Origin of the sequence: Klebsiella sp. TF21-TM (assembly GCF_019753495.1) — a bacterium.
Classification (GTDB): Bacteria; Pseudomonadota; Gammaproteobacteria; order Enterobacterales; family Enterobacteriaceae; genus Klebsiella; species Klebsiella quasipneumoniae.
The window spans coordinates 1-24,739 of the sequence record NZ_JAIJYL010000039.1 but is presented as its reverse complement, the minus strand read 5'-3'; the positions used below and the strand labels follow the sequence as shown (position 1 = coordinate 24,739).

Here is a 24,739-nt window from a genome sequence, read left to right as displayed (position 1 = left end):
TCATGCCACGCGCCTTCGGGCGCGTTTTTTATTGACAGAGTGAAAACAGTACAGGTACTGTAATCCCCACTACTTAAAGGAATTCATCATGAAACTCGTCCCGTTCTTCTTCGCATTCTTTTTTACCTTCCCCTGACCGGGAGGCAATTCGTCGTATAAGAAAGAATGCGAAGACGAACAATAAGGCCTCCCACCCGGGAGGCCTTTTTTATTTGATAACAACAAAGGCAACATCTATGACCGAGGAAAACCCATTACTGGCGCTGCGCGACAAGATAAGCGCGCTGGATGAGAAACTGCTTGCTCTGCTGGCGGAGCGTCGCGGGCTGGCTGTTGAGGTTGGTAAAGCCAAACTGGCTTCCCATCGTCCGGTGCGTGATATTGACCGCGAACGCGATCTGCTGGAGCGTCTGATGACCCTCGGCAAGCGTCATAATCTGGATGCACACTACATCACCCGCCTGTTCCAGCTGATTATCGAAGACTCTGTTCTGACCCAGCAAACCCTGTTGCAGCAGCACTTGAATAAAATTAACCCGCATTCGGCTCGCGTGGCGTTCCTCGGTCCCAAAGGCTCTTATTCGCATCTGGCGGCGCGTCAGTACGCCGCTCGCCACTTTGAGCAGTTTATTGAAAGCGGCTGCGCGAAGTTCGCCGATATTTTTAATCAGGTGGAGACCGGTCAGGCCGATTACGCCGTAGTGCCGATTGAAAACACCAGCTCCGGCGGGATCAACGACGTCTACGATCTGCTGCAGCACACCAGCCTGTCGATCGTTGGCGAACTGACGATCCCTATCGATCATTGCGTACTGGTCAGCACCTCGACGGATGCCGATAAAATTCAGACCGTCTACAGCCATCCGCAGCCGTTCCAGCAGTGTAGCCAGTATCTGAGTCGCTACCCGCACTGGAAGATTGAATATACCGAGAGCACCTCAGCGGCGATGGAAAAAGTCGCGCAGGCGAACTCCCCGGCCGTCGCGGCACTGGGCAGCGAAGCGGGCGGCGCCCTGTACGGTCTGCAGGTGCTGGAGCACTGCCAGGCCAACCAGACGCAGAATATTACGCGCTTCCTCATTCTGGCGCGCAAAGCGGTGAACGTCTCCGATCAGGTTCCGGCGAAGACCACGCTGTTAATGGCGACCGGTCAGCAGGCGGGCGCCCTGGTGGAGGCCTTACTGGTGCTGCGCAATCACAATCTGATCATGACCAAACTGGAGTCTCGCCCAATCCATGGCAATCCATGGGAAGAGATGTTTTATCTCGATATTCAGGCAAACCTGGACTCGCTGCCCATGCGCAAGGCGCTGAAGGAGCTGGCGGAGATCACCCGCTCCATGAAGGTTCTCGGTTGCTACCCCAGCGAAAACGTCGTGCCGGTGGATCCGGTTTAGCGTTCGCGGAACGGCAATTTCTTCATCCCTGCCACCGCCACCGGCAGGGTGAAGATAGCGCCGGACAGCGGATACTGCGCCAGCTCATCGTCCGCCATGTTTTCCCGGGTGGTGGTGATGTAGAGCGTTTTCATATCCGCCCCGCCAAAGCAGACCATCGTCGGGCAACGTACCGGCATCGGGTAGGACTCCAGCTCCTCACCCTGCGGAGAGAAACGAGCGATCCGCCAGCCGTCAAACATTGCGCTCCAGTAACATCCCTCCACGTCAATCGCCGCCCCGTCCGGGATCCCTTCGCCCGGCAGAAAACGGCGAAAGACTTCGCGCTGGCCAGGCTCACCCTGCTCATCCAGCGGCGTACGGTAAATCACGGCGTTCGGCGTATCGGAGGTATACATCCAGCGCCGGTCGGCGCTAAACGCCAGACCGTTGGCGCCATGGATGTCGCACTGGATCACCGACGGCTTCAGGTCGTTATCGACCCGCATCAGCAGCGCGCCGTTGTAATCCCCCGGGCCCCAGAAGGTGCCGGCATAAAAGCGCCCGTCGCGATCGGTCCCGCCGTCGTTAAAGCGCGCCAGTTCCGGGTTGCTCGGGTTATCGCAGACTTTCCGCCGCAGCAGACCGTGGGCGTCGGTCAGCCAGATACCGCTGCGCAATGCAACGATAAAACCGCCCTTCTCGCGCAGGGAAAAACAGCCGACCTCCTCCGGAAACTGCAGCACCTGGTGTTCGCCGCTGCGGGTATCGTAGCGGTGAATTTCACATTCCATGATATCGGCCCAGTAGAGGGCCTGCTCTGCCTCACTCCAGGTCGGGCATTCCGGCAGGTATCCGGTGTAGTCAAACAGCGGTTGTGGTTCAGCCATCGTTGTCATCCCTATAAAAAAAGCCAGCGGTCGCTGGCTTTATTGTATACATCTTTTTCGCTTTACTGCCGATTATCGTTCGCCTGACGCAGCAGCGTGCGGCTCTCGCTCTGGAAACGCTGGGCGTAATCGCCAAACCAGTGTTCGACTTTACGGAAGCTATCGATAAACGCCTGCTTATCGCCCTGCTCCAGCAGACCGATCGCCTCGCCAAACCGCTGGTAGTAGCGCTTAATCAGCGCCAGGTTGTTTTCCGAGGACATAATAATGTCGGCGTAGAGCTGCGGATCCTGGGCAAACAGACGGCCCACCATCGCCAGCTCCAGCCGGTAAATGGGTGACGAGAGCGCCAGCAACTGCTCAAGGCGCACATTCTCTTCCGCCAGATGCAGACCATAGGCGAAGGTGGCAAAGTGGCGCAGCGCCTGAATAAAGGCCATGTTCTGATCGTGCTCCACCGCGCTGATGCGATGCAGGCGCGCGCCCCAGACCTGAATTTGCTCGAGGAACCACTGATAGGCCTCCGGCTGGCGTCCATCGCAATAGACCACCACCTGCTTGGCAAGGCTGCCGCTGTCCGGACCGAACATCGGGTGCAGGCCGAGTACCGGGCCCTGATGCGCCGCCAGCATCGCCTGCAGCGGCTCTGCTTTAACCGAGGCAAGGTCGACCAGAATGCAATCCGCCGGCAGCGGCGGCAGCCTGGCGATCGTCTCCACGGTGGTGTGAATCGGCACGCTGACAATGACCATACCGGCATCGGCGACGATATCCGTCGCCCGCGCCCAGTCCTCTTTTTCCAGAATGCGCACCTGGTAGCCGGACAGCGTTAACATCTTCTCAAACAGACGCCCCATCTGCCCGCCGCCGCCGACGATCACCACCGGCCGCAGATTCGGGTAAAGGGTTTTAAAGCCTTTGTCGTTTTCGCTGGAATAGGATTCCCGCATCACGCGACGCAGAACGTCCTCGATCAGATCCGGCGGAACGCCAAGCGCAGCCGCCTCTTCACGCCGGGAGGCGAGCATCGCCGCCTCGCGTTCCGGGACGTAAATCGGCAGGCCATACTGGCTCTTCACCTCGCCGACTTCGGCCACCAGTTCCAGGCGCTTAGCCAGCAGGCTAAGCAACGCTTTATCCACTTCATCAATTTGATCGCGTAACGCGGTCAGTTCAGCAACCATACTTTCCTCTTACACCAAACGGGCCGCCAGGTGGCCGCGGAGATCCTTATCCAGTTCACGCAGCAGCGCATCGGTGGTTTCCCAGCTGATGCAGGCATCCGTTACCGAAACGCCATATTTCATCGACTCACGCGGCTGTTCAGAGGACTGATTGCCCTCGTGGATATTACTCTCGATCATCAGGCCGATAATGGAGCGATTGCCATCTTTGATCTGCGCGACAACGGATTCAGCCACGGCCGGCTGGCGGCGGAAATCTTTATTGGAGTTCCCATGACTGCAATCTACCATCAGCGACGGCTTCAGTCCCGCCTGCGCCATCTCTTTTTCACATTTCTCCACATCTTCCGGACCGTAGTTCGGCGCCTTACCGCCGCGGAGGATCACATGGCCGTTCGGGTTACCCTGCGTTTGCAGCAGGCAGACCTGCCCGGCCTGGTTGATACCGACGAATCGGTGCGGCATCGCCGCGGCGCGCATGGCGTTGATAGCCGTGGCCAGGCTACCGTCGGTGCCATTTTTAAAGCCTACCGGCATGGAAAGACCAGAGGCCATTTCGCGGTGCGTCTGAGATTCCGTGGTTCGCGCGCCGATGGCGGACCAGCTGAACAGATCCCCAAGGTACTGCGGGCTGTTGGGATCCAGCGCTTCCGTCGCCAGCGGCAGTCCCATATTCACAAGCTCGACCAGCAGACGACGCGCAATCTTCAGGCCGCCTTCAACATCAAACGAACCATCCATATGCGGATCGTTAATCAGCCCCTTCCAGCCGACGGTGGTACGGGGTTTTTCAAAATAGACGCGCATCACCAGGTAGAGGCTATCGCTGACCTCTGCGGCAAGGGCTTTAAACCGACGAGCATATTCGATCGCCGCTTCCGGATCGTGAATGGAGCAAGGACCGCAGACCACCAGCAGGCGCGGATCGCGACCGGCGATGATATTGGAGATGGTTTCACGGGCGTGCGCGATCTGCGCTTCCTGTTCAACGCTCAGGGGGAATTCCGCCTTCAGTTGCTCCGGGGTCATTAATACATGTTCGTCGGTAATATGTACGTTGTTCAGCGCGTCTTTTTGCATGATTGCGATCCTGTGTAGCTCGTTTGCGATAAGGGTTGCCTCAGCGGGCATGACGTAACGATACCATACGAAGTAAAGAATTCAATCCATATTCCGTAAATTTTACTTTACAGTAATAAATTAATTGGCCATTACCACGGCATTAACCGTACAATAATATTTACAGACGGTGAAATCGCGCCAAAATTGCTCGCCAGCGCCATCGGCATTACGAAAAATCCTGGTGAGATTTGTCCCAAAGCAAAGGGCGCATCTAATGACGGGTTTTGCTATCAGTGGTATTCTTCGCCGGGCATCGGCAGCGGCTATTCCCGCGCTATGGCGAATTTGACGGAAGCGTTAATGACAGTATTACACCGTCTTTTATTGACTGTATTTTTTCTCATCGCGGTATCTCCTGTTTTTGCTGCCGGACCTTCAGAACATGTTCGCGCTATTGTTTCCGGGATCGTGACCTACACCCGTTGGCCGTCATTAACAGGGGCGCCGAAGCTATGCATTTTTGCCTCATCACGCTTCACCCATAGCCTGGCTCATGAAGCGCCGGATGCATTGCCTTATCAACCGGTGATAGTACGTAATAGTGAAGAAGCGTTAAAAACGACCTGCGATGGTTTTTATTTTGGCAGCGAAACGCCGACCCAACAGTCGGAATTAACTCGCCGCTATGGCTCGAGGCCGCTGTTACTCATCGCAGAACAAAATACGGATTGCTCAATTGGTAGCGCGTTTTGCCTGATCATCAACGACGACAGGGTCCGCTTCTCCGTTAATCTGGACGTTCTGACGCACAGCGGGGTTCGGGTTAACCCGGACGTCCTGATGCTTGCCCGGAAGAAACCACATGAATAAGGACTTTTCACAGACATCGCGCCCGACGTTCAAACGCGCGCTGCGTCGCATTAGCGTGATAAGCGTGGTGATCTCCATGACGCTGGTCTGGCTGCTGCTGAGCACGGCCTCTATTTTCACGCTCAAGCAGTACGCGCAGAAAAATCTTGAGCTCACTGCCGCGACCATGGGCCGCAGCCTCGAAGCCGCCCTGGTATTTGGCGACAGCGCGGCAGCAGAGGAGACCCTCGCTTCGCTGGGGAAGCAAGGGCAGATTTCCCAGGCGATCGTGCTCAACGGCCAGAAGCAGCACTTCGCCGCCTGGCGCCACGAACCGCTGGCCAACAAAGAACAAGTGAGCGGTCTTATCAGTAAATGGCTGTTTCCGGAGCCCACGGTGCAGCCCATCTGGCACCAGGGGAAACAAATCGGCGAGCTGCGACTGACCGCGCTGGATGAACTGATTAGCCACTTTCTCGGCATCTCGATTCTGGTACTGACCGGCAGCATTCTGCTCGCCTCGTTCATCGGCCTGCTGCTGACCCACTCCCTGCACCGGGGGATCGTCGCCGCCCTGCAGAGCATCACCGAGGTCGTGCATGATATTCGCGAAAACCGCCACTTCTCCCGGCGGGTGCCGGAGGAGCGTATCGAGGAGTTCCATCTGTTTGCCCAGGACTTTAACAGTCTGCTGGGGGAGATGGAGGACTGGCAGCGCCAGTTGCAGGCCAAAAATGCTCAGCTGTTGCGCAGCTCGTTACACGATCCGTTGACCGGCCTGGCTAACCGCGCCGCCTTTCGCAACGCGCTCGCCGAGCTGATGAAAAATGAAGTGGATCACCAGACCTCAGCGTTACTGTTTCTCGATGGCGATAACTTCAAATTGATCAATGACAACTGGGGACATGCGGCGGGCGATAAAGTGCTGATGGAAGTCGCCAGCCGCCTGATGACTTTCGCCGGTAAACGCCATCTGGCGTGGCGTCTTGGTGGCGATGAGTTTGCGGTTCTGCTGCGCGAGGTGCGCTCGGAAGCAGAAGTCCAGGCCCTGTGCCAGGCGCTGTCAGAACAATTTCTTCCGCCATTCAACCTGCACAATGGCCATAGCGCCACGCTCTCGCTGAGCGTCGGTTATGCCCTGGCGTGGGAACACGCCACGGCGGAATCACTGCAAGAACTTGCCGATCAGAACATGTATCGGATGAAGAACCAACGTATCCAGCAGATGCTGAAATAATAAAGGACGCATTATGATCAGGAAATATTTCGCCCCCGCCCTGATGGCGGCGGCGCTTTTGACAGGTTGCCAGGCTCCTCAGGGAAAATTTACCCCTGAGCAGGTGGCGGCGATGAAATCTTATGGCTTCACTGAAAGCAATGGCGATTGGTCCCTGGGCTTATCCGATAGCATCCTGTTTGACAAGAATGACTACCGACTACGTCCCGACAGCCGCCAGCAGATCACCCAAATGGCCTCGCGGCTGGCGACAACCGGGATTACACATAGCCGCCTTGAAGGCCACACCGATAATTATGGTGAGGATAGTTATAACGAAGCCCTGTCGCTTAAGCGGGCCAACAGCGTAGCCGATGCCTGGGCGGAAGGCGCCCATATCCCGCGCAGTAATTTAGTCACCCGCGGCCTTGGCAAAAAATACCCGATCGCCAGCAACGATACCGCGGCCGGGCGCGCTGAAAACCGCCGGGTCACGGTGGTCATCAGCACGCCGTAGACGTCCGCTTAATCGCTGGACTTCGCTATCCTCATTGCCGTTGCCGCGCGCCAGCGCAGGTAGTCAACGGCAATGAACAGCACCAGGCTGATCCCCATCAACGGCATGGCCAGCCCCAGGGCTAACGCTATCCCCAGCACCAGCCCACGGGCAGGCCAGGCGAGCGACAGCCATGCCTGCAGCAGGGAAAGCGCCGGATCCCAGACGGCCTGTGGCGGACGGCGTATCCACCACAGCCGGTACCCCACGCCGATGGTTACGCACAGCGCGCAGCCAAACCCCACCAGCAGCAGCTGATTCGCCAGACCAAAGAGGATCCCCATATGGAAATCGACGCCCCAGCGGGTAAGCTTCGCCATCAGCGGAAAGTCGGCAAAATGGGTGCGATCCACCACCTGCATCGAGGCGCCATCGATCGCCACCGCGTCCACCTGCGTCGGCCAGCGGCGGTCGATCTCATTCACCGTCCAGGCGCGTTCGTCTGACACCGGCGGACGGATCTCCAGCCGGCTGGCGTTCAGCCCCGCCTGACGGGCCACCGCCAGCGCCTGGTCAAACTGCGCTGGCTGATGCTGGGTCATGGCCATCGCCTCCCTATGATGCCCGGCATGGGGATCGTGCGCCATCGGCGCCTCACCGTGCAGCAGGGTATTGACCTGCGGCGTCCACCAGCCGAAAGCCGCCCGCATTTTATCCACGTTGCCGCCGGCCCATTGCGACCAGGTCAGGCCGGTGGCGGAGAAGAGCAGCATGCCCAGCAGTAAGCACCAGCCCAGCGTCACGTGCAGCCGACGATGATTCTGCAGGGCGTTATTGAGCCGCCGTTTTGGACGCGTCATCGCCCACAGGGCAATGCCCCCCAGGGCGGCCACCCACATCCATGAGGCAGCCAGTTCGCTGTAGAGCCGCCCGCTGTCGCCCAGCAGCAGCGAACGATGCGCATAGTCAATCCACTGCCGCAGCGGCAGGATGCCGCTGGTGCCGTAGACCGTCATATCGCCCTTCACCCGCAGCGCGATCGGATCGACAAAAATGGCCCGGGATTCCGACTCCCCGAGACTCGGATCGGCAAACATAATGCGGGTGGTCTCGCCCACCGCGGGGGCCGGACGTACCGCCAGCAGCCGCAGATTACCCTGGGTCGCTTCTTCTGCCACCGCAATCTGGGCGCTGAGCGGCTGCTGGGTGCCTTCGGGAAGGCCATACAGCGCATCGTGATAGAGCCAGTTTTCCAGCTGCGGCGTCGCCACGTACAGCGTGCCGGTCAGGGCAGCGACAAAGATAAACGGTCCGATAAACAGCCCGATATAGAAATGGAGGCGACGCAGCAGGTTCAGCCATGCCGCGCGCGAGGTGCAGGTTGTCATACTTTTCCTTTTTCAAAGCAAAAAGAGGTCGTTGCGCAGTGCGCAGATTCATTTTTATTAAAGGGAAAAAGCAGACAGCCGCGGCGGGGCGCGGGTTTCGGGGTAAAGCCAGGGAAAGTAACGCCAGTGTTTTAATACCGGCCGAGAAGCCGGCAGGCGAATGCGCCGCAGGAGCATGGCGACGAACAGAGCCAGCGCGAAAAGCAGACCCGGGACATGGGCTAACAGCACGCAATAGCCACACGCTTCGGCATGATCCAGCGGCAGTTCGTGTCCGGTATGCGTAGCGCCGTCTGCGCTATGCGTCATCGCCATCTCGTGGCCAGGCATCTGCGCCATACTCGCTGGCGAGCTGTCCATCATCATGGCGTGGTGCATGCCGGGCATGGCGCTCATGGGGTCTTTTTGCAGGGAGACGGAGATCAGGGGAGCCACGACGATCAGCAGGATCGCCAACAGCGCCAGCCAGGCGGCTCGCCGTTTAGGTGTCGTTTGCTGAAAACTGTTGCTGACCACCGCCCCTCCGAATAGAGGGCGTATTGTAAATGATTTACATCACGATGGTTACAACAAAGATAAAAAAAGGGCCGGCCCTGAGGCCAGCCCTTTTTGTCAGGATGTCGCGAAAGCGAATCTTAGTTAAGACGCTCTTTGATACGAGCAGACTTACCAGTGCGCTCACGCAGGTAGTACAGTTTAGCTTTACGTACAGCACCACGACGTTTAACAGCAATGCTGTCAACTACCGGAGAGTGAGTCTGGAAGACACGCTCAACGCCTTCGCCGTTGGAAATTTTGCGAACAGTGAATGCAGAGTGCAGACCGCGGTTACGAATAGCGATAACCACGCCCTCGAATGCCTGCAGACGTTTTTTGGAACCTTCAACAACCCATACTTTCACTTCCACGGTATCACCCGGACGGAAGGAAGGTACGTCCTGCTTCATCTGTTCTTGTTCAAGTTGCTTAATAATGTTGCTCATAATTTAATCTCTTATCCTGGGTAAACTGATATTGGGGGCTCACGCCTGCCCATCATGTTTATGCTGCTGTTGCGCGTGTTCAGTTTTGAACTCCGCCAGCAGCTTTGCTTGCTCTTCAGTCAGAGCCAGGTTTTCCAGAAGTTCAGGTCTTCTAAGCCAGGTTCGGCCCAGCGACTGCTTCAGACGCCAGCGACGTATCTCAGCATGGTTTCCCGACAGCAATACTGGCGGTACTTCCATCTCTTCTAACACTTCAGGACGGGTATAGTGGGGACAATCCAGCAACCCATCAGCAAAGGAATCTTCCGTTGCTGATGCTTCATGGCCCAGTACCCCCGGAATGAACCGGGAAACGGAGTCAATCAGCGTCATTGCCGGTAACTCGCCACCGCTGAGAACGTAATCGCCGATTGACCATTCTTCGTCAATTTCGGTTTGGATTACGCGCTCGTCTATCCCTTCGTAGCGACCGCACACCAGAATCAGTTTCTGATTCGTTGCCAGTTCGCTGACGCCCGCTTGATCAAGCTTGCGTCCCTGAGGTGACAGATAAATCACCTTCGCGCCTTCACCTGCCGCGGCTTTTGCTGCATGAATGGCATCCCGTAAGGGTTGCACCATCATTAGCATCCCCGGTCCGCCGCCGTAAGGACGATCGTCCACGGTACGGTGCCGGTCATGCGTGAAGTCGCGAGGACTCCAGCTTTCGATGCTCAGCAGGCCATTTTTTACTGCCCGGCCAGTTACCCCGTAATCGGTAATTGCGCGGAACATTTCAGGAAACAGGCTAATTATGCCAATCCACATAGCGCCGTCTTTTACCGTTTATCCGGAGAATTTAAAAACCAGGATCCCAATCTACTTCGATAGTACGCGTAGTGAGATCGACTTTCTTGATAACCTGCCCATCGAGGAACGGAACCAACCGCTCCTTGATACCAAATGCATCTTTCAGGTTTGCCTTGATGACGAGCACGTCATTAGACCCGGTTTCCATCATATCGATGACTTTACCGAGGCTATAGCCTTCCGTTGTCACTACCTGGCAGCCCATCAGGTCTTTCCAGTAGTAGTCACCCTCTTCCAGCTCCGGCAACTGCGATGAATCCACGATAATTTCGCAATTAGTCAGTAGATTCGCGGCATCACGATCGTCAACGCCTTTCAGCTTGATGATGATGTCCTGATTGTGGTGGCGCCAGCTTTCCAGCTCAACGACCTGCCACTGACCCGCCTTCTGGATTAACCAGGGCTGATAGTCAAAAATGCTTTCGGCGTCTTCGGTGGAGGAAAACACTCTGAGCCAACCACGGATACCGTAGGAAGAACCCATTTTCCCCAATACGATCGGATCAACAGGTGCTTGTGCGGTGTGTTGCTTGCTCATCATGACCACCGTGACAGATTAAGCTGCTTTGTTAGCGGCTTTGATCAGCGCGGCAACGCGATCGGAAACAGTAGCGCCCTGGCCAACCCAGTGAGCGATACGATCCAGATCCAGGCGAGTCTCTTCTTCCGCACCGTTAGCGATCGGGTTGAAGAAACCAACGCGCTCGATGAAGCGACCGTTGCGTGCATTACGGCTGTCGGTGACAACAACCTGGTAGAACGGACGCTTTTTAGCGCCGTGACGTGCTAAACGAATAGTTACCATAACATCCTCTTGTGTGAATAAAACAACCGGGCCCCATCGAGGAACGGAGCCCGGTGTCATATTAAAAGCCCGAAAATTTTACTGATTTCTGGGGAAAATGCAATCAGCAGTTGATAAGTCTGCTGTAAAAGGCCGTCGGCGGTGCAGTCAGTTCGCTGCCGGCGTGCGCGCAGCCACCGGAACGTACACGTAGTACGTGAGGATGGCGAGCACACCCCGGTGGCGAAATGGCAAACAAGCCAGGCCGATTAGCGGCCCGGGAAGCCTGGCGGCATCATCCCTTTCATGCCACGCATCATCTTCATCATGCCGCCTTTCGACTTCATCTTCTTCATCATGCGCTGCATGTCGTCGAACTGCTTGAGCAGACGGTTCACATCCTGCACCTGCATCCCGCAGCCGGCGGCGATACGGCGCTTACGTGAACCTTTGATGATTTCCGGCTTGGCGCGCTCTTTCAGGGTCATCGAGTTGATGATCGCCTCCATACGTACCAGCACTTTGTCATCCATCTGCGCTTTCACGTTGTCCGGGATCTGGCCCATACCCGGCAGCTTGCCCATCAGGCTGGCCATGCCGCCCATGTTTTTCATCTGGCGCAGCTGCTCAAGGAAGTCGGTGAGATCGAAACCGTCGCCTTTCTTCAGCTTGGAGGCCAGCTTCTCGGCCTGCGCGCGGTCGACTTTGCTCTCGATATCTTCGATCAGCGACAGCACGTCGCCCATGCCGAGGATGCGAGAGGCGACGCGGTCCGGATGGAACGGCTCCAGCGCTTCGGTTTTCTCGCCGACGCCGAGGAATTTAATCGGCTTGCCGGTAATATGGCGAATCGACAGCGCCGCGCCGCCGCGGGCGTCGCCGTCCACTTTGGTCAGCACCACGCCGGTCAGCGGCAGCGCTTCGTTAAAGGCTTTGGCGGTATTCGCCGCATCCTGGCCGGTCATCGCATCGACGACGAACAGGGTTTCAACCGGATTAATGGCGGCGTGGACGTGCTTAATTTCGTCCATCATCGCTTCGTCAACGTGCAGACGACCGGCGGTATCCACCAGCAGCACGTCGTAGAATTTGAGCTTCGCTTCTTTCAGCGCCGCGTTGACGATATCAACCGGCTTCTGGCCGACGTCGGACGGGAAGAAGTCGACGCCGACCTGCTCGGCCAGGGTCTCCAGCTGTTTGATCGCCGCCGGGCGGTAAACGTCCGCGGAAACCACCAGCACTTTCTTCTTGTGCTTCTCGCGCAGGAATTTCCCCAGCTTACCGACGCTGGTGGTTTTACCGGCGCCCTGCAGGCCCGCCATCAGCACCACCGCCGGCGGCTGCGCCGCCAGGTCGAGGGTCTGGTTCTCTTCGCCCATCGCCGCCACCAGCTCGTTGCGGACGATTTTGACGAACTCCTGACCCGGGGTCAGGCTTTTATTGACTTCATGGCCGACCGCGCTCTCTTTGACGCGGCTGATGAAATCACGTACCACCGGAAGCGCAACGTCCGCTTCCAGCAGCGCCATGCGCACTTCGCGCAGGGTGTCTTTAATATTGTCTTCTGTAAGGCGTCCGCGGCCGCTAATGTTGCGCAGCGTACGCGACAAACGATCGGTTAAATTATCAAACATTGTCTCTCGCCTGAGGTGGAAACGGTCGGTCGCCGCAGCGACACACAAAACGAATGTGGCGGAGTATAACACGACATCAATCTGAATGTGCTGCAACGGTTGGAGCAGAGGCCTGCTGACGTTATACTGCTTCTCTTTCTTATTTATCCAACAGCCGACACCTATGCCTGTTTTTGCTCTACTCGCCCTTGTCGCCTACTCCGTCAGCCTCGCGCTGATTATCCCCGGCTTGCTGCAAAAAAACAGCAGCTGGCGGCGAATGGCGATTTTATCAGCGACTATCGCGTTGATCTGCCATGCTTTTGCGCTGGAAGCACGGATATTCCCCGGCGGCGAGAGCGGGCAAAACCTCAGCTTACTGAACGTCGGGTCGCTGGTCAGCCTGATGATCTGTACGGTCATGACTATCGTGGCCTCGCGCAATCGCGGCTGGCTGCTGCTGCCTATCGTCTATGCCTTCGCGCTGATCAATCTGGCTTTCGCCACCTTCGTGCCTAACGAATATATCACCCACCTGGAAACCACCCCGGGGATGCTGGTGCATATCGGCCTGTCGCTCTTCTCCTACGCCACGCTGATCATTGCCGCGCTGTATGCGCTACAGCTGGCGTGGATCGACTACCAGTTAAAGAACAAAAAGCTGGCCTTCAGTAGCGAAATGCCGCCGCTGATGAGCATTGAGCGCAAAATGTTCCACATCACCCAGGTCGGCGTGGTGCTGCTGACCCTGACGCTGTGTAGCGGTCTGTTCTATATGCACAATCTGTTCAGCAGCGAAAACATTGATAAAGCGGTGCTGTCGATTATTGCGTGGTTCGTCTATATCGTCCTGCTGTGGGGCCACTATCATGAAGGGTGGCGCGGACGTCGTGTGGTCTGGTTCAGCGTCGCTGGCGCCGGTCTGCTGACGCTGGCCTATTTTGGTAGCCGCGTGCTGCAACAGTTCGTGAGCTAAGTCTTTTAAGGAATCCTACGTGGAACATATCTCCACCACCACGCTGATCATAACGCTGATCGTCATGGTGATTATCTCTGCCTATTTCTCCGGCTCCGAAACCGGCATGATGACGCTGAACCGCTACCGGCTGCGTCATATGGCGAAACAAGGCAACCGCCCCGCCAAGCGCGTGGAGAAGCTGCTGCGCAAGCCGGACCGCCTGATTAGCCTTGTGCTCATCGGCAATAACCTCGTCAACATTCTCGCCTCGGCGCTGGGCACCATCGTCGGCATGCGCCTCTACGGCGATGCCGGCGTCGCGATCGCCACCGGCGTGCTCACCTTTGTGGTGCTGGTGTTTGCCGAAGTCCTGCCGAAAACCATCGCCGCCCTCTATCCGGAAAAGGTCGCCTACCCCAGCAGCTTCCTGTTGGCGCCCCTGCAGGTGCTGATGATGCCCCTGGTGTGGCTGCTGAATACCATCACCCGCATGCTGATGCGCATGATGGGCATCCGCACCGATACCGTCATCAGCAGCGCCCTGAGTAAAGATGAACTGCGCACGATTGTGAATGAATCCCGTTCACAAATCTCACGACGCAATCAGGATATGCTGCTGTCGGTGCTGGACCTGGAGAAGGTCAGCGTTAACGACATCATGGTGCCGCGCAATGAGATTGTCGGCATCGACATCAATGACGACTGGAAATCTATTGTCCGCCAGCTGACCCACTCCCCACACGGCCGTATTGTGCTCTACCGCGATTCGCTGGACGATGCCATCAGCATGCTGCGCGTCCGCGAAGCCTACCGCCTGATGACGGAGAAGAAAGAGTTCACAAAAGAAATCATGCTGCGGGCGGCAGATGAGATCTACTTTGTTCCGGAAGGGACGCCGCTCAGCACCCAGCTGGTGAAATTTCAGCGCAATAAAAAGAAAGTCGGCCTGGTGGTTAATGAATACGGCGATATTCAGGGGCTGGTTACCGTAGAAGATATTCTTGAAGAGATTGTCGGCGACTTCACCACCTCCATGTCACCCACCCTGGCGGAGGAAGTGACCCCGCTCAACGACGGTACGGTGATAATCGACGGCAGCGCCAACGTTCGCGAGATCAACAAAGCGTTCAACTGGAACCTGCCGGAAGATGAAGCGCGCACCATCAACGGTATCATCCTTGAAGCGCTGGAAGAGATCCCGGTCCCGGGCACCCGCGTGCGCATTGAGCAGTATGATATTGATATCCTCGACGTGCAGGACAACATGATCAAACAGGTGAAAGTGATGCCGGTGAAATCATTACGCGAGAGCGTCGCGGAGTAGCGCGAGCGAAGGAATTAACATCACGGTGGGCTGCGGCCCGCCGTTTTTTTTCTCGCGCCGGGAGCGATGGCATAAAAAACGGCCGCCCGCGGGCAGCCGTTGAGCAAGGCAGCAAACGTTATTTCGCTTTTGCTACCGTCACCATCGCGGCGCGAATGGTGCGGCCGTTCAGGGTGTAACCTTTCTGCATCACGGCCAGCACGTTGCCCGCCGCCACGTCTTCAGACTCGACCATCGCAATGGCCTGGTGGACGTTCGGATCCAGCGGAACGTTGGTGTCGGCGATCACTTCCACGCCAAACTTACGCACTACGTCCAGCATAGATTTGAGGGTCAGTTCGATCCCTTCCACCATCGGCGCCAGCTCCGGGTTAGCCTTGTCGGCCACTTCCAGCGCGCGGTCCAGGCTGTCGATCACCGGCAGCAGTTCATTGACGAATTTTTCCAGCGCGAATTTGTGCGCTTTCTCGATATCCTGCTCGGTACGACGACGCAGGTTATCTTCGTCGGCTTTGGCACGCAGCATCACTTCACGTTCACGTTTCTGCGCTTCAGCCAGCTGGGCTTCCAGATTCGCAATTTTTTCATCGCGCGGATCCACCTGCTCAGCCGAAACTTCAGGCTCTACCGCCTCAACGTCGTCGTGCTGCTCCGTGATAATTTCTTCCGGGGCTTGCCCCTCAGGCGTTTTCTGTTCTTTACTACTCATGAATTTCTCCGCGTTTTTTTCGCATTCATCTCGCTAACTTCGCTTATTATGGGGATCAGTTTCCGGGTTTCAAGGGAAGCGGACAGATTGTCACTATTTCATTTAACGCAAGGACATCCAGATCATGAAGAACCATTTCAAGTGTATCGGCATTGTGGGACATCCTCGTCACCCCACCGCCCTGACCACACATGAAATGCTCTGGCGCTGGCTGTGCAGCAAAGGGTATGAAGTGCTGGTTGAACAGCAGATCGCCCATGAACTCCAGCTCAGCAACGTGAAAACCGGCACGCTGGCGGAGATTGGCCAACAGGCCGACCTCGCGGTGGTCGTGGGCGGCGACGGCAATATGCTCGGCGCGGCGCGGACTCTGGCCCGTTATGACATTAACGTCATCGGCATTAACCGCGGCAACCTCGGCTTTCTCACCGACCTGGACCCGGACAACGCCCTGCAGCAGCTCGCCGACGTGCTGGAAGGCCACTACATCGCCGAGAAACGCTTTCTGCTGGAAGCCCAGGTGTGCCAGCAGGATTGCCAGAAACGCATCAGCACCGCCATCAACGAAGTGGTGCTGCACCCCGGCAAAGTGGCGCATATGATTGAGTTCGAAGTCTATATCGATGAAGTCTTCGCCTTCTCCCAGCGCTCCGATGGTCTGATTATCTCCACTCCGACCGGCTCCACGGCCTATTCGCTGTCGGCCGGCGGCCCGATCCTCACCCCGTCGCTGGACGCCATCACCCTGGTGCCGATGTTCCCGCACACCCTCTCGGCGCGACCGCTGGTGATCAACGGCGACAGCACCATCCGCCTGCGCTTCTCTCACCGCTGCAGCGATCTGGAGATCAGCTGCGACAGCCAGATTGCCCTGCCGATCCAGGATGGCGAAGACGTTCTCATTCGCCGCTGTGATTATCACCTCAATCTGATTCACCCTAAAGATTACAGCTATTTCAATACATTAAGCACCAAGCTCGGCTGGTCGAAAAAATTGTTCTGATTTACATCGCTGCCTCTTTACTGGATAAAAAACCAGTCTATACTGTACGAAAACACAGTATTGGTTTTTCATACAGGAAGGCAGCTATGTTGGCGCAACTCACCATCAGTAATTTTGCTATCGTTCGTGAACTGGAAATTGATTTCCACAGCGGCATGACCGCCATCACCGGGGAAACCGGCGCCGGGAAATCCATTGCCATCGACGCGCTGGGGCTGTGCCTCGGCGGCAGAGCGGAAGCCGACATGGTGCGTCGCGGCGCCACCCGTGCCGACCTGTGCGCGCGCTTCGCGCTGAAAGATACCCCGGCCGCCCAGCGCTGGCTGGAAGAGAACCAGCTGGAGAGCGGGCGTGAGTGTTTACTTCGCCGGGTGATCAGCGCCGACGGCCGCTCGCGCGGCTTCATCAACGGCACCGCCGTCCCGCTCTCGCAGCTGCGCGAGCTGGGCCAGCTGCTGATCCAGATCCACGGCCAGCATGCGCACCAGCTGTTGACCAAACCCGAACACCAGAAAACGCTGCTCGACGGCTATACCGGTGAGTATGCGCTCACTCAGCGCATGGCAGAGCACTATCGCCAGTGGCACCAGAGCTGCCGCGAGCTGGCCCAGCATCAGCAGCAGAGCCAGGAGCGCGCCGCCCGCGCCGATCTGCTGCAGTACCAGCTTAAAGAGCTGAACGAATTTAACCCGCTGGCGGGAGAGTTTGAGCAGATTGACGAAGAGTACAAACGCCTGGCCAACAGCGGTCAGCTGCTCAGCACCTGTCAGCACGCCCTGACGGTACTGGCGGACGGCGAAGAGGCCAACCTGCATAGCCAGCTTTATACCGCGAAGCAGCTGGTCAGCGAGCTGGTGGGTATGGACAGCAAGCTTTCCGGCGTGCTGGATATGCTGGAAGAGGCGGCCATTCAGCTCAGCGAGGCCAGCGATGAGCTGCGCCACTATCACGACCGTCTGGACCTCGATCCTAATCGTCTGTTCGAACTTGAGCAGCGGATTTCCCGGCAAATCGCGCTGGCGCGTAAACACCAGGTGATGCCGGAAGAGCTGCCGGCGGTTTATCAGGCGATGCTCGAAGAGCAGCGCCTGCTGGACGACAGCGCCGGCTCGCTGGAATCCCTCAGCCAGCAGGTGGTCGAACATCATCAGCAGGCGCTGGAGACCGCGCGCCAGCTGCACGGCCTGCGCCAGGCCAGCGCCGACGAGCTAACCCAGCTTATCACTGAGAGTATGCACTCACTTTCGATGCCGCACGGGGTCTTCGCGATTGAGGTCGCTTTTGATGAACGCCATCTCACCGCCGACGGCGCCGATCATATTGAGTTCCGCGTCACCACTAACCCGGGTCAGCCGCTGCAGCCGATCGCGAAAGTGGCCTCTGGCGGCGAATTGTCGCGTATTGCGCTGGCGATTCAGGTGATCACCGCGCGTAAAATGGAAACCCCGGCGCTGATCTTCGACGAAGTGGACGTCGGCATCAGCGGCCCGACCGCGGCGGTGGTCGGCAAGCTGCTGCGCCAGCTGGGCGAGTCCACGCAGGTGATGTGCGTTACCCACCTGCCGCAGGTCGCAGGCTGCGGCCACCATCATTTCTTTGTCTGCAAAGAGACCGATGGCGAGATGACCGAAACCCATATGCAGCCGCTGGATAAGCGTGCTCGTCTGCAGGAGCTGGCTCGCCTGCTGGGCGGCAGCGAGGTCACGCGCAACACCCTGGCGAACGCGAAAGAGTTGCTTGCGGCGTAAACTTTTTGATTTTCACAGGGTCATAGTGAACAGCAAATTGCCTGCTGACCGCAGCCGGAGGTTTCCATCGGCGCGAAGGTCTATTATTATCGGCATATTACAGATGAGCCACGTACTGCTCGGGCCCAAAAAGGAATCAAATCACTATGCGCTGTAAAACGCTGACTGCTGCCGCAGCGGTTCTTCTTATGTTGACCGCAGGCTGTTCCACTCTGGAACGAGTGGTTTACCGTCCTGACATCAACCAGGGTAACTATCTGGCACCTAACGATGTAGCTAAAATTCGTGTCGGTATGACGCAACAGCAGGTTGCTTATGCTCTCGGAACGCCAATGATGTCGGATCCGTTCGGCACCAACACCTGGTTCTATGTATTCCGTCAGGAGCCGGGCCACGAGAAAGTGACTCAGCAGACCCTGACCCTGACCTTCAACAATGGCGGCGTGTTAACCAACATTGATAACAAGCCCGCGCTGACCAGTCAGTAAGGCCCGGAAAAGCAAAAAAGCGCTCAATGAGCGCTTTTTTTATGGCCGATAGCGGGTCTGCTGCTGCGGTTTACTTCGCGGCGTTTTTCTCCGCCCGCTGGCGACGCAGCTCTTTCGGATCTGCGATCAGCGGGCGATAGATTTCCACCCGGTCGCCGTCATGGACTTCGTCGTGCAGCTTAACCGGACGACTGTAAATACCCAGCTTGTTTTTCGCCAGATCGATGTCATCACGCAGCGCCAGCAGGCCGCTGGCGACAATCGCCTGCTCGACCGTCGCCCCCTCGTCCAGAGTGACCCGCTGCAGGTACTGCTTTTCAGGCAGTGCGTAAGCGACCTCAACACGAATATTAGCTGGCACTGTAGACCTCTTTGGCGCGCGAAGTGAACGCCTGCACCATGTTGGCGGCCAGTTCCTTAAAGACCCGGCCAAAGGCCATCTCAATCAGCTTATTGGTAAACTCAAAATCGAGATGGAACTCGATTTTGCACGCCTCCGGGCTCAGCGGAATAAACTTCCAGCCGCCAATCAGCTTCTTGAACGGGCCATCCACCAGGCTCATCAAAATGCTCTGGTTGCTGGTCAGTGTATTCCGGGTCGTGAAGGTCTTACTGATGCCGGCTTTGGACACATCAACCGCCGCCGTCATTTGCGTCGGCCCGAATTCCAGCACGCGGCTACCGGTGCAGCCTGGCAGAAAATCAGGATAGGACTTCACATCGTTTACCAGTTGATACATCTGTTCCGCGCTGAAAGGCACCAGCGCAGTACGGCTAATCTGAGGCATAGCAGGTTCCACATTTAAACACAGTGCAAATAATATCATTTATCTGCTGCTAAAAAAAACGCTGTGCCGCAACTCGTGCTAAGATGCGCAGTATACCTCGCAGGATGCGATCGAGGTAACTGTGTATAAGACGATGACTTCAGGACATTATGACTAAGAAAAAAGCCCACAAACCTGGATCAGCCACCATTGCGCTGAATAAACGCGCCCGTCACGAATACTTTATCGAAGATGAATACGAGGCTGGTCTCGCCCTGCAGGGCTGGGAAGTCAAATCCCTGCGCGCAGGCAAAGCCAACATCGGCGATAGCTATGTCATCCTGAAGGATGGCGAAGCCTTCCTGTTCGGCGCCAACTTTACGCCCATGGCCGTAGCTTCCACCCACTATGTCTGCGACCCGACGCGCACCCGTAAGCTGCTGCTCAACCAGCGCGAACTCGATACGCTGTACGGCCGCATTAACCGCGAAGGTTACACCGTTGTCGCCCTGTCGCTGTACTGGAAGAATGCCTGGTGCAAAGTGAAAATCGGCGTCGCTAAAGGTAAGAAACAGCATGACAAGCGTACCGATCTGAAAGATCGTGAATGGGCGCTGGATAAGGCGCGTATTATGAAGCACGCCGGACGCTAACCCCCTCCCCTGAGGGCCAGCTCTCGCTGGCCCTTACGCTATATCCTTGTTGATGCTGCTTTTTCGTCCACCCCTGCTGAAAGAATCCTGCGTTATGGGGCTGGTAACGACATTCACAAATCTGTTATACTTGACCTACACATTGGGGCTGATTCTGGATTCGACGGGATTTGCGAAACCCAAGGTGCATGCCGAGGGGCGGTTGGCCTCGTAAAAAGCCGCAAAAAATAGTCGCAAACGACGAAAACTACGCTTTAGCAGCTTAATAACCTGCTCTGAGCCCTCTCTCCCTAGCTTCCGCTCTTAAGACGGGGATCAAAGAGAGGTCAAACCCAAAAGAGATCGCGTGGATGCCCTGCCTGGGGTTGAAGCGTTAAATCTAATCAGGCTAGTTTGTTAGTGGCGTGTCTGTCCGCAGCTGGCAAGCGAATGTAAAGACTGACTAAGCATGTAGTGCCGAGGATGTAGGAATTTCGGACGCGGGTTCAACTCCCGCCAGCTCCACCACTTTTTAGTTGTTTGAAGTATACTGAAGTCTACTAAGCCCGCATGGAACCAGCCTTGCGGGCTTTTTTACGTCTACAGAAGTCTACTGAAATTTGCTAGAAGCTACTCCTTATGGCACCCTTTTTGGGACCCAACGCAAAGGGTCCCAAAATCGAGGGTCCTAAAAATGGCAAAAATCGCTAAGAAACTCACTGACACTGAAATCAAAAATACCAAGCCAGCAGAAAAGGAGATCAACCTTTTTGATGGTGACGGCCTGATGCTACGAATCGCTCCCCTATCAAAGGGTGGTAAGAAAAATTGGTATTTCAGGTATGCAGTGCCAGTAAGTAAGAAGCGAACAAAGATGAGCTTAGGAACCTACCCTCATCTCACACTTGCCAAAGCTCGGGCTTTACGTGATGAATACTTATCGTTGCTTGCAAATGGTATCGATCCGCAGATTCACAACAACGATAAAGCCAATGCCCTTAAGGATGCCACTGAGCACACGCTACAAGCGGTTGCTAGGAAATGGTTAGATGAAAAGGTTAAGACCTCTGGTATCTCTCCAGACCACGCAGAAGACATCTGGCGAAGCCTTGAACGAAATATTTTCCCCGGTTTAGGCAACGTTCCTATCAAAGAGATCCGTCCCAAGCTCTTAAAACAACACCTTGATCCCATAGAACAACGAGGCGTATTGGAAACCCTACGCCGTATCATTTCACGTCTAAATGAAATTTTCCGTTGGGCTGCGACAGAAGAACTTATTGAGTTTAATCCTGCTGATAACCTCGGTCAGCGATTCAGTAAGCCCAAGAAGCAAAACATGCCTGCTTTACCACCAGATGATTTACCCCGATTCTTAATTGCTCTATCTAACGCTTCTATACGACTCGAAACACGTCTTCTAATTGAGTGGCAACTCCTTACGTGGGTTCGTCCGGGAGAAGCTGTCCGTGCTCGGTGGAGTGATATAGACGAAGATAATCGATTCTGGAACATCCCCGGTGAGTTTATGAAGATGAAACGCCCTCACAAGATTCCGCTGAGTAAAGAGGCTATGCGTATACTTGAGTTAATCAGACCAATCAGTGGTCATAGAGAGTGGGTTTTCCCAAGCATTAAGGCCCCGCTTAACCACATGCATGAGCAAACAGCTAATGCTGCAATCATCCGTATGGGATTCGGTGGTGAACTGGTAGCCCACGGAATGCGCTCTATAGCAAGAACGGCTGCTGAAGAAAGTGGTAAATTTAGAACAGAGGTGCTTGAATCAGCCTTAGCTCACACTAAGAACAACGAAATCATAGCTGCCTACAATCGTTCCGAGTATCTTGCTGAAAGAACAGAACTGATGCAGTGGTGGGGGGATTACGTTCAGAGACAAAAACACAACATCCTCGCAGCTTAACGATAAGACGAGCCAATTGGCTAACAAAGCATTGTCAATGAAAAACATCAGTGCATCCCTACAAGAAAATGGGTTGGGGTATCGAGAGTATTTAGCAGTCTCCACTTAATCGTTATGATATACTTTCACCACTCTTAAATGGTAATAGTTAGATTCACAACTAACAAGCAGAGGAAATAAAATGAGTGCATCAACTAAAAAAAATGAAGTTCTTGAAGAACAAATTTACTTAAAAAGAAAAGAGGTTAGGTATGACATGCGCGACTTGACCGTTGAGTATATTTCCGGAAAATATTCAGATGGACTAAAGTATAATGAAATTGATAATGAAAATATAGATGGTTCATCCCTAAAAAGAAACACCTTATATGTTCCTGATTATCAAAGAGAGTTTACTTGGGATGAAAAGAGACAATCAAAACTTATAGAGTCCATCATACTTGGACTCCCGATACCTTTTATTTTTGTCGCCGAAAATAAAGACGGCGCATGGGAGATAGTTGATGGTTCACAAAGAATAAGAACCATTCATTCTTTTGTCAGTAATGAGCTAAGACTAAGTGGATTACAATCCATTGATCATGCCAATGGTTTTTTATTTAATGATTTAGATAAAAGCAGGCAAGGTAAACTCTTAGATACAGCACTTAGATTTATCATCTTGTCGGAAGAGACTACTGATGAAGTCAAAAAGGATATGTTTGAAAGAATAAACAGAGGAAGTGATCTTCTCAAATCTATGGAGAAAAGAAAAGGAATCTATCCGGGCCTGTTTACCGATTTAATATATGATTATCCACAGGAAAACCTTGAATTCAAAAAGCAACTGCTCGTTGATAAGTGGTTAGAAAAGAGACAAGAGCATAATGAACTGTTGTTACGTTTTTATGCTCTATCTGAAAACGATAATTATAAGAAGGGTGTTTCCGGAAGTTTTTCTGATTATTTAGATAAATTCCTTAAAAATAAAAACAATGAGCTTTCTAAGCTATCTACTGAACAACAACAAAAAGAAATCAATAAATATCGTCGTGATATGGATGAAGTTTTGGAATTTGTTAATGAATTCTTCCCATTTGGGTTCAGACACACATCTAATCCACAAACCAAACGTTCAATTTTTGAAGCTATCTCTGTCGGTACTTTATTAGCCATTAGAATGGGTATAAATAAAGATAAAATAGACAAAGATGAGATAAGAAAAGCTATAAACTCTAAAGAATTCAAAGATAATACACATATAGCAAATCAATTGCACAAAAAAGAGAAGCTTGTAGGACGAATTGAGTTTATTCGTGATTTACTTTTGAGGATGTCAAAGTGAACACCATAACTTTAGAAGTCAATGGCAATTTTGAGCAAATACAAAAAATCATTGATTTAATTAAAGCTATAGAGAATGGAGATATTTCGTATCAAGGTATTACAACTACATCACCAGTAATTAAAGCAAGTGTAATGCTTGCTTTATATAATATCGTGGAGGCAACCACAACTAAACTTTTAAAAAAAATCCACAATGAGATAATTCTGTCACAAACACCTTATAAAAAGCTAAGTACAAATATAAAAAACCTTGTGATACTTTACTATCACTATCATAAAAACAAGGGTAATAACATTCATGACTCTTTAAATGTTATCCACGACACTATTAACCTGATAATTAACAAAGACAATTTCAATCTAAGCTATAAAGAAATGTCAGAAGTTTATCAGTTGTATAGTGGAAATCTCGATGCCAGAGAAATAAGGAAGATATTTGCTAAATATGATATAATAATATCGGAGGGTATCGGACAAAACCTTAAAACAATAAAAAAAGTTAGAAATATTTTGGCGCATGGAGAGCAAGCATTTGAAGATTATGGTCGAATAATTGTATTAGCATCTCTGGAATCACAGTTTTCTGATACAAAAGAATTTTTGATGGAGGTTATTAAATCAGTCTCAAAATATTTAGATCAGAAGCAATATAAAGAACAACCAGCACAACCACCGCAACAAAGAAGAAGAAGAAGAAGATAATTAAGCTTTATTACTCATGGCTTTAAATTAAAAAGATACTATAACAGCCCCTTCTCTGGGGCTTATTTTAAATTTGTTCTAAACCTTCTTAAATTTGAGTTAATAACAACCGCCGATTGAAGGGTGTTTTTTTGAGTTTCTTTTTTTGAATACTGTTTTAAATTAGATTTAAACTTACTTTCATACCCAATCATGTAAGATTCTTTTTCCTTTTTTTCATCTTTAACAGGTTTTTCTTTATTTTTAGGCTGGATAACTGTTTTTTTAATTCCTAAACGTTCCCTTAATTCTTCGCTCTTAGTTGCTCGACTATTGAAACTGCGACGGCCTTTGAGTCTAAAGTTATTCGTGGCTGCGTTTGCTGTTTCTGCATGATCAAGTATCCTACTGATAGTGTAAGTATCCCGGTAAAGCGGACCATTCACATTTAGAGATCTTCCTGCATACTGATTATGTTCCTGGAGGAGA

General features: G+C 53.8%; 27 protein-coding genes, 1 other RNA gene, 1 pseudogene and 1 other annotated feature. Of the genes and pseudogenes, 15 read left to right on the top strand and 14 right to left on the bottom strand.

All coding sequences use genetic code 11. The features are described 5' to 3' along the window. Positions 1-87: 87 nt before the first annotated feature. Positions 88-212: a sequence feature (Phe leader region), on the top strand. Both pheL and pheA read left to right on the top strand, forming a co-directional pair. Continuing rightward, complete coding sequence (gene pheL / locus K5R89_RS24415) at positions 89-136, top strand: pheA operon leader peptide PheL (protein ID WP_100250063.1); 48 nt, start codon at positions 89-91, stop codon at positions 134-136. Its footprint overlaps the feature before it by 48 nt. 24 nt (positions 213-236) lie before the next feature. Then, positions 237-1,397, top strand: coding sequence for a bifunctional chorismate mutase/prephenate dehydratase (gene pheA / locus K5R89_RS24410; protein WP_060589671.1), 1,161 nt, complete (start codon positions 237-239; stop codon positions 1,395-1,397). Here pheA and K5R89_RS24405 read toward each other — a convergent pair. The 3 genes from K5R89_RS24405 to aroF all read right to left on the bottom strand — a co-directional run bounded on the left by K5R89_RS24405 (position 1,394) and on the right by aroF (position 4,530). Continuing rightward, positions 1,394-2,266: an SMP-30/gluconolactonase/LRE family protein gene (locus K5R89_RS24405; RefSeq protein WP_101976862.1), complete on the bottom strand. Its 873-nt coding sequence runs from the start codon at positions 2,264-2,266 to the stop codon at positions 1,394-1,396. The two genes, pheA and K5R89_RS24405, sit on opposite strands and share 4 nt — an antisense overlap. A gap of 62 nt (positions 2,267-2,328) precedes the next feature. Then, entirely contained in the window at positions 2,329-3,450 is a 1,122-nt protein-coding gene (gene tyrA / locus K5R89_RS24400) for a bifunctional chorismate mutase/prephenate dehydrogenase (RefSeq protein WP_004206843.1), read from the bottom strand. Between the two features lie 9 nt (positions 3,451-3,459). Continuing rightward, complete coding sequence (gene aroF / locus K5R89_RS24395; RefSeq protein WP_064157707.1) at positions 3,460-4,530, bottom strand: 3-deoxy-7-phosphoheptulonate synthase AroF; 1,071 nt, start codon at positions 4,528-4,530, stop codon at positions 3,460-3,462. A gap of 342 nt (positions 4,531-4,872) precedes the next feature. Between aroF and K5R89_RS24390 the strand changes: the two genes are divergently transcribed. From K5R89_RS24390 to K5R89_RS24380, 3 genes are read left to right on the top strand one after another with little or no spacing between them, the layout of a single operon-like run. Continuing rightward, positions 4,873-5,382 carry a YfiR family protein gene (locus tag K5R89_RS24390; protein ID WP_023290685.1) on the top strand — a complete coding sequence of 170 codons (510 nt, stop codon included), beginning with the start codon at positions 4,873-4,875 and terminating at the stop codon, positions 5,380-5,382. After that, the gene (dgcN, locus tag K5R89_RS24385; RefSeq protein ID WP_023290686.1) at positions 5,375-6,598 is read left to right on the top strand and encodes a diguanylate cyclase DgcN; all 1,224 of its coding nucleotides are present in this window, start codon (positions 5,375-5,377) and stop codon (positions 6,596-6,598) included. Before K5R89_RS24390 ends, dgcN begins: the two co-directional genes overlap by 8 nt. A 13-nt stretch (positions 6,599-6,611) precedes the next feature. Then, positions 6,612-7,094 carry an OmpA family protein gene (locus K5R89_RS24380; protein WP_023290687.1) on the top strand — a complete coding sequence of 161 codons (483 nt, stop codon included), beginning with the start codon at positions 6,612-6,614 and terminating at the stop codon, positions 7,092-7,094. An 8-nt stretch (positions 7,095-7,102) separates the two neighbouring features. Here the strand turns inward: K5R89_RS24380 and K5R89_RS24375 are convergent, their stop codons facing one another. From K5R89_RS24375 to ffh, 7 genes are all read right to left on the bottom strand, one after another. Beyond that, positions 7,103-8,461, bottom strand: coding sequence for a PepSY domain-containing protein (locus tag K5R89_RS24375; protein ID WP_217259609.1), 1,359 nt, complete (start codon positions 8,459-8,461; stop codon positions 7,103-7,105). Positions 8,462-8,518: 57 nt separating this feature from the next. Continuing rightward, positions 8,519-8,977, bottom strand: a complete 459-nt coding sequence (locus K5R89_RS24370) for a DUF2946 domain-containing protein (RefSeq protein WP_032453748.1) — start codon at positions 8,975-8,977, stop codon at positions 8,519-8,521. 119 nt (positions 8,978-9,096) lie between these two features. Then, on the bottom strand, positions 9,097-9,444 hold the full coding sequence (gene rplS / locus K5R89_RS24365) for a 50S ribosomal protein L19 (protein ID WP_002914145.1): 348 nt from the start codon (positions 9,442-9,444) through the stop codon (positions 9,097-9,099). Between the two features lie 39 nt (positions 9,445-9,483). Continuing rightward, positions 9,484-10,251, bottom strand: coding sequence for a tRNA (guanosine(37)-N1)-methyltransferase TrmD (trmD, locus tag K5R89_RS24360; RefSeq protein WP_002914147.1), 768 nt, complete (start codon positions 10,249-10,251; stop codon positions 9,484-9,486). A gap of 31 nt (positions 10,252-10,282) precedes the next feature. Continuing rightward, entirely contained in the window at positions 10,283-10,831 is a 549-nt protein-coding gene (gene rimM, locus K5R89_RS24355) for a ribosome maturation factor RimM (protein WP_004150977.1), read from the bottom strand. A gap of 18 nt (positions 10,832-10,849) precedes the next feature. Continuing rightward, on the bottom strand, positions 10,850-11,098 hold the full coding sequence (gene rpsP / locus K5R89_RS24350; RefSeq protein WP_002914149.1) for a 30S ribosomal protein S16: 249 nt from the start codon (positions 11,096-11,098) through the stop codon (positions 10,850-10,852). Between the two features lie 248 nt (positions 11,099-11,346). Next, positions 11,347-12,711: a signal recognition particle protein gene (gene ffh / locus K5R89_RS24345; RefSeq protein WP_002914152.1), complete on the bottom strand. Its 1,365-nt coding sequence runs from the start codon at positions 12,709-12,711 to the stop codon at positions 11,347-11,349. Between the two features lie 163 nt (positions 12,712-12,874). On the opposite strand from ffh, the gene K5R89_RS24340 reads away from it, so the two are divergent. Then, positions 12,875-13,666: an inner membrane protein YpjD gene (locus K5R89_RS24340; protein WP_002914153.1), complete on the top strand. Its 792-nt coding sequence runs from the start codon at positions 12,875-12,877 to the stop codon at positions 13,664-13,666. Positions 13,667-13,685: 19 nt separating this feature from the next. After that, positions 13,686-14,972: an HlyC/CorC family transporter gene (locus tag K5R89_RS24335; RefSeq protein WP_023290690.1), complete on the top strand. Its 1,287-nt coding sequence runs from the start codon at positions 13,686-13,688 to the stop codon at positions 14,970-14,972. 118 nt (positions 14,973-15,090) lie between these two features. Here the strand turns inward: K5R89_RS24335 and grpE are convergent, their stop codons facing one another. Next, complete coding sequence (gene grpE / locus K5R89_RS24330) at positions 15,091-15,681, bottom strand: nucleotide exchange factor GrpE (RefSeq protein WP_004174800.1); 591 nt, start codon at positions 15,679-15,681, stop codon at positions 15,091-15,093. 124 nt (positions 15,682-15,805) lie between these two features. On the opposite strand from grpE, the gene nadK reads away from it, so the two are divergent. The 3 genes from nadK (at position 15,806) to bamE (ending at position 18,920) form a co-directional block, all read left to right on the top strand. Beyond that, positions 15,806-16,684, top strand: a complete 879-nt coding sequence (nadK, locus tag K5R89_RS24325; RefSeq protein ID WP_002914158.1) for an NAD(+) kinase — start codon at positions 15,806-15,808, stop codon at positions 16,682-16,684. An 86-nt stretch (positions 16,685-16,770) separates the two neighbouring features. After that, positions 16,771-18,432 carry a DNA repair protein RecN gene (recN, locus tag K5R89_RS24320; RefSeq protein WP_217259608.1) on the top strand — a complete coding sequence of 554 codons (1,662 nt, stop codon included), beginning with the start codon at positions 16,771-16,773 and terminating at the stop codon, positions 18,430-18,432. A 146-nt stretch (positions 18,433-18,578) separates the two neighbouring features. After that, a complete protein-coding gene (bamE, locus tag K5R89_RS24315) occupies positions 18,579-18,920 on the top strand; it encodes an outer membrane protein assembly factor BamE (protein ID WP_004206850.1) in 342 nt (113 codons plus the stop codon). Between the two features lie 70 nt (positions 18,921-18,990). Here bamE and K5R89_RS24310 read toward each other — a convergent pair whose 3' ends face one another. Together K5R89_RS24310 and K5R89_RS24305 are read right to left on the bottom strand one after the other, a co-directional pair. After that, entirely contained in the window at positions 18,991-19,281 is a 291-nt protein-coding gene (locus K5R89_RS24310; RefSeq protein WP_049013859.1) for an RnfH family protein, read from the bottom strand. After that, positions 19,271-19,708 carry a type II toxin-antitoxin system RatA family toxin gene (locus tag K5R89_RS24305; protein WP_008806099.1) on the bottom strand — a complete coding sequence of 146 codons (438 nt, stop codon included), beginning with the start codon at positions 19,706-19,708 and terminating at the stop codon, positions 19,271-19,273. The genes K5R89_RS24310 and K5R89_RS24305 overlap by 11 nt, the downstream gene beginning before the upstream one ends. Positions 19,709-19,857: 149 nt before the next feature. Here K5R89_RS24305 and smpB point away from each other — a divergent pair, with 149 nt between their 5' ends. The 5 genes from smpB (at position 19,858) to K5R89_RS24280 (ending at position 24,271) form a co-directional block, all read left to right on the top strand. After that, entirely contained in the window at positions 19,858-20,340 is a 483-nt protein-coding gene (gene smpB / locus K5R89_RS24300) for an SsrA-binding protein SmpB (RefSeq protein WP_002914164.1), read from the top strand. Between the two features lie 144 nt (positions 20,341-20,484). Then, positions 20,485-20,847, top strand: a transfer-messenger RNA (tmRNA) gene (ssrA, locus tag K5R89_RS24295). Between the two features lie 166 nt (positions 20,848-21,013). Next, the gene (locus K5R89_RS24290; protein ID WP_087827467.1) at positions 21,014-22,243 is read left to right on the top strand and encodes an integrase domain-containing protein; all 1,230 of its coding nucleotides are present in this window, start codon (positions 21,014-21,016) and stop codon (positions 22,241-22,243) included. A 181-nt stretch (positions 22,244-22,424) separates the two neighbouring features. Further along, positions 22,425-23,567 carry a DUF262 domain-containing protein gene (locus tag K5R89_RS24285; protein ID WP_049242229.1) on the top strand — a complete coding sequence of 381 codons (1,143 nt, stop codon included), beginning with the start codon at positions 22,425-22,427 and terminating at the stop codon, positions 23,565-23,567. Then, positions 23,564-24,271 carry an MAE_28990/MAE_18760 family HEPN-like nuclease gene (locus K5R89_RS24280; protein ID WP_087827466.1) on the top strand — a complete coding sequence of 236 codons (708 nt, stop codon included), beginning with the start codon at positions 23,564-23,566 and terminating at the stop codon, positions 24,269-24,271. Before K5R89_RS24285 ends, K5R89_RS24280 begins: the two co-directional genes overlap by 4 nt. 62 nt (positions 24,272-24,333) lie before the next feature. Here K5R89_RS24280 and K5R89_RS24275 read toward each other — a convergent pair. Continuing rightward, positions 24,334-24,739: pseudogene (locus K5R89_RS24275) on the bottom strand (hypothetical protein); the annotation flags it as partial.

Excerpts from the sequence above, each read along its gene's own strand:
- pheA (WP_060589671.1), top strand. The coding sequence starts at position 237 with ATGACCGAGGAAAACCCATTACTGGCGCTGCGCGACAAGATAAGCGCG.
- K5R89_RS24405 (WP_101976862.1), bottom strand. The coding sequence starts at position 2,266 with ATGGCTGAACCACAACCGCTGTTTGACTACACCGGATACCTGCCGGAA.
- tyrA (WP_004206843.1), bottom strand. The coding sequence starts at position 3,450 with ATGGTTGCTGAACTGACCGCGTTACGCGATCAAATTGATGAAGTGGAT.
- aroF (WP_064157707.1), bottom strand. The coding sequence starts at position 4,530 with ATGCAAAAAGACGCGCTGAACAACGTACATATTACCGACGAACATGTA.
- K5R89_RS24390 (WP_023290685.1), top strand. The coding sequence starts at position 4,873 with ATGACAGTATTACACCGTCTTTTATTGACTGTATTTTTTCTCATCGCG.
- dgcN (WP_023290686.1), top strand. The coding sequence starts at position 5,375 with ATGAATAAGGACTTTTCACAGACATCGCGCCCGACGTTCAAACGCGCG.
- K5R89_RS24380 (WP_023290687.1), top strand. The coding sequence starts at position 6,612 with ATGATCAGGAAATATTTCGCCCCCGCCCTGATGGCGGCGGCGCTTTTG.
- K5R89_RS24375 (WP_217259609.1), bottom strand. The coding sequence starts at position 8,461 with ATGACAACCTGCACCTCGCGCGCGGCATGGCTGAACCTGCTGCGTCGC.
- rplS (WP_002914145.1), bottom strand. The coding sequence starts at position 9,444 with ATGAGCAACATTATTAAGCAACTTGAACAAGAACAGATGAAGCAGGAC.
- trmD (WP_002914147.1), bottom strand. The coding sequence starts at position 10,251 with ATGTGGATTGGCATAATTAGCCTGTTTCCTGAAATGTTCCGCGCAATT.
- rimM (WP_004150977.1), bottom strand. The coding sequence starts at position 10,831 with ATGAGCAAGCAACACACCGCACAAGCACCTGTTGATCCGATCGTATTG.
- rpsP (WP_002914149.1), bottom strand. The coding sequence starts at position 11,098 with ATGGTAACTATTCGTTTAGCACGTCACGGCGCTAAAAAGCGTCCGTTC.
- ffh (WP_002914152.1), bottom strand. The coding sequence starts at position 12,711 with ATGTTTGATAATTTAACCGATCGTTTGTCGCGTACGCTGCGCAACATT.
- K5R89_RS24340 (WP_002914153.1), top strand. The coding sequence starts at position 12,875 with ATGCCTGTTTTTGCTCTACTCGCCCTTGTCGCCTACTCCGTCAGCCTC.
- grpE (WP_004174800.1), bottom strand. The coding sequence starts at position 15,681 with ATGAGTAGTAAAGAACAGAAAACGCCTGAGGGGCAAGCCCCGGAAGAA.
- nadK (WP_002914158.1), top strand. The coding sequence starts at position 15,806 with ATGAAGAACCATTTCAAGTGTATCGGCATTGTGGGACATCCTCGTCAC.
- recN (WP_217259608.1), top strand. The coding sequence starts at position 16,771 with ATGTTGGCGCAACTCACCATCAGTAATTTTGCTATCGTTCGTGAACTG.
- bamE (WP_004206850.1), top strand. The coding sequence starts at position 18,579 with ATGCGCTGTAAAACGCTGACTGCTGCCGCAGCGGTTCTTCTTATGTTG.
- K5R89_RS24305 (WP_008806099.1), bottom strand. The coding sequence starts at position 19,708 with ATGCCTCAGATTAGCCGTACTGCGCTGGTGCCTTTCAGCGCGGAACAG.
- smpB (WP_002914164.1), top strand. The coding sequence starts at position 19,858 with ATGACTAAGAAAAAAGCCCACAAACCTGGATCAGCCACCATTGCGCTG.
- K5R89_RS24290 (WP_087827467.1), top strand. The coding sequence starts at position 21,014 with ATGGCAAAAATCGCTAAGAAACTCACTGACACTGAAATCAAAAATACC.
- K5R89_RS24285 (WP_049242229.1), top strand. The coding sequence starts at position 22,425 with ATGAGTGCATCAACTAAAAAAAATGAAGTTCTTGAAGAACAAATTTAC.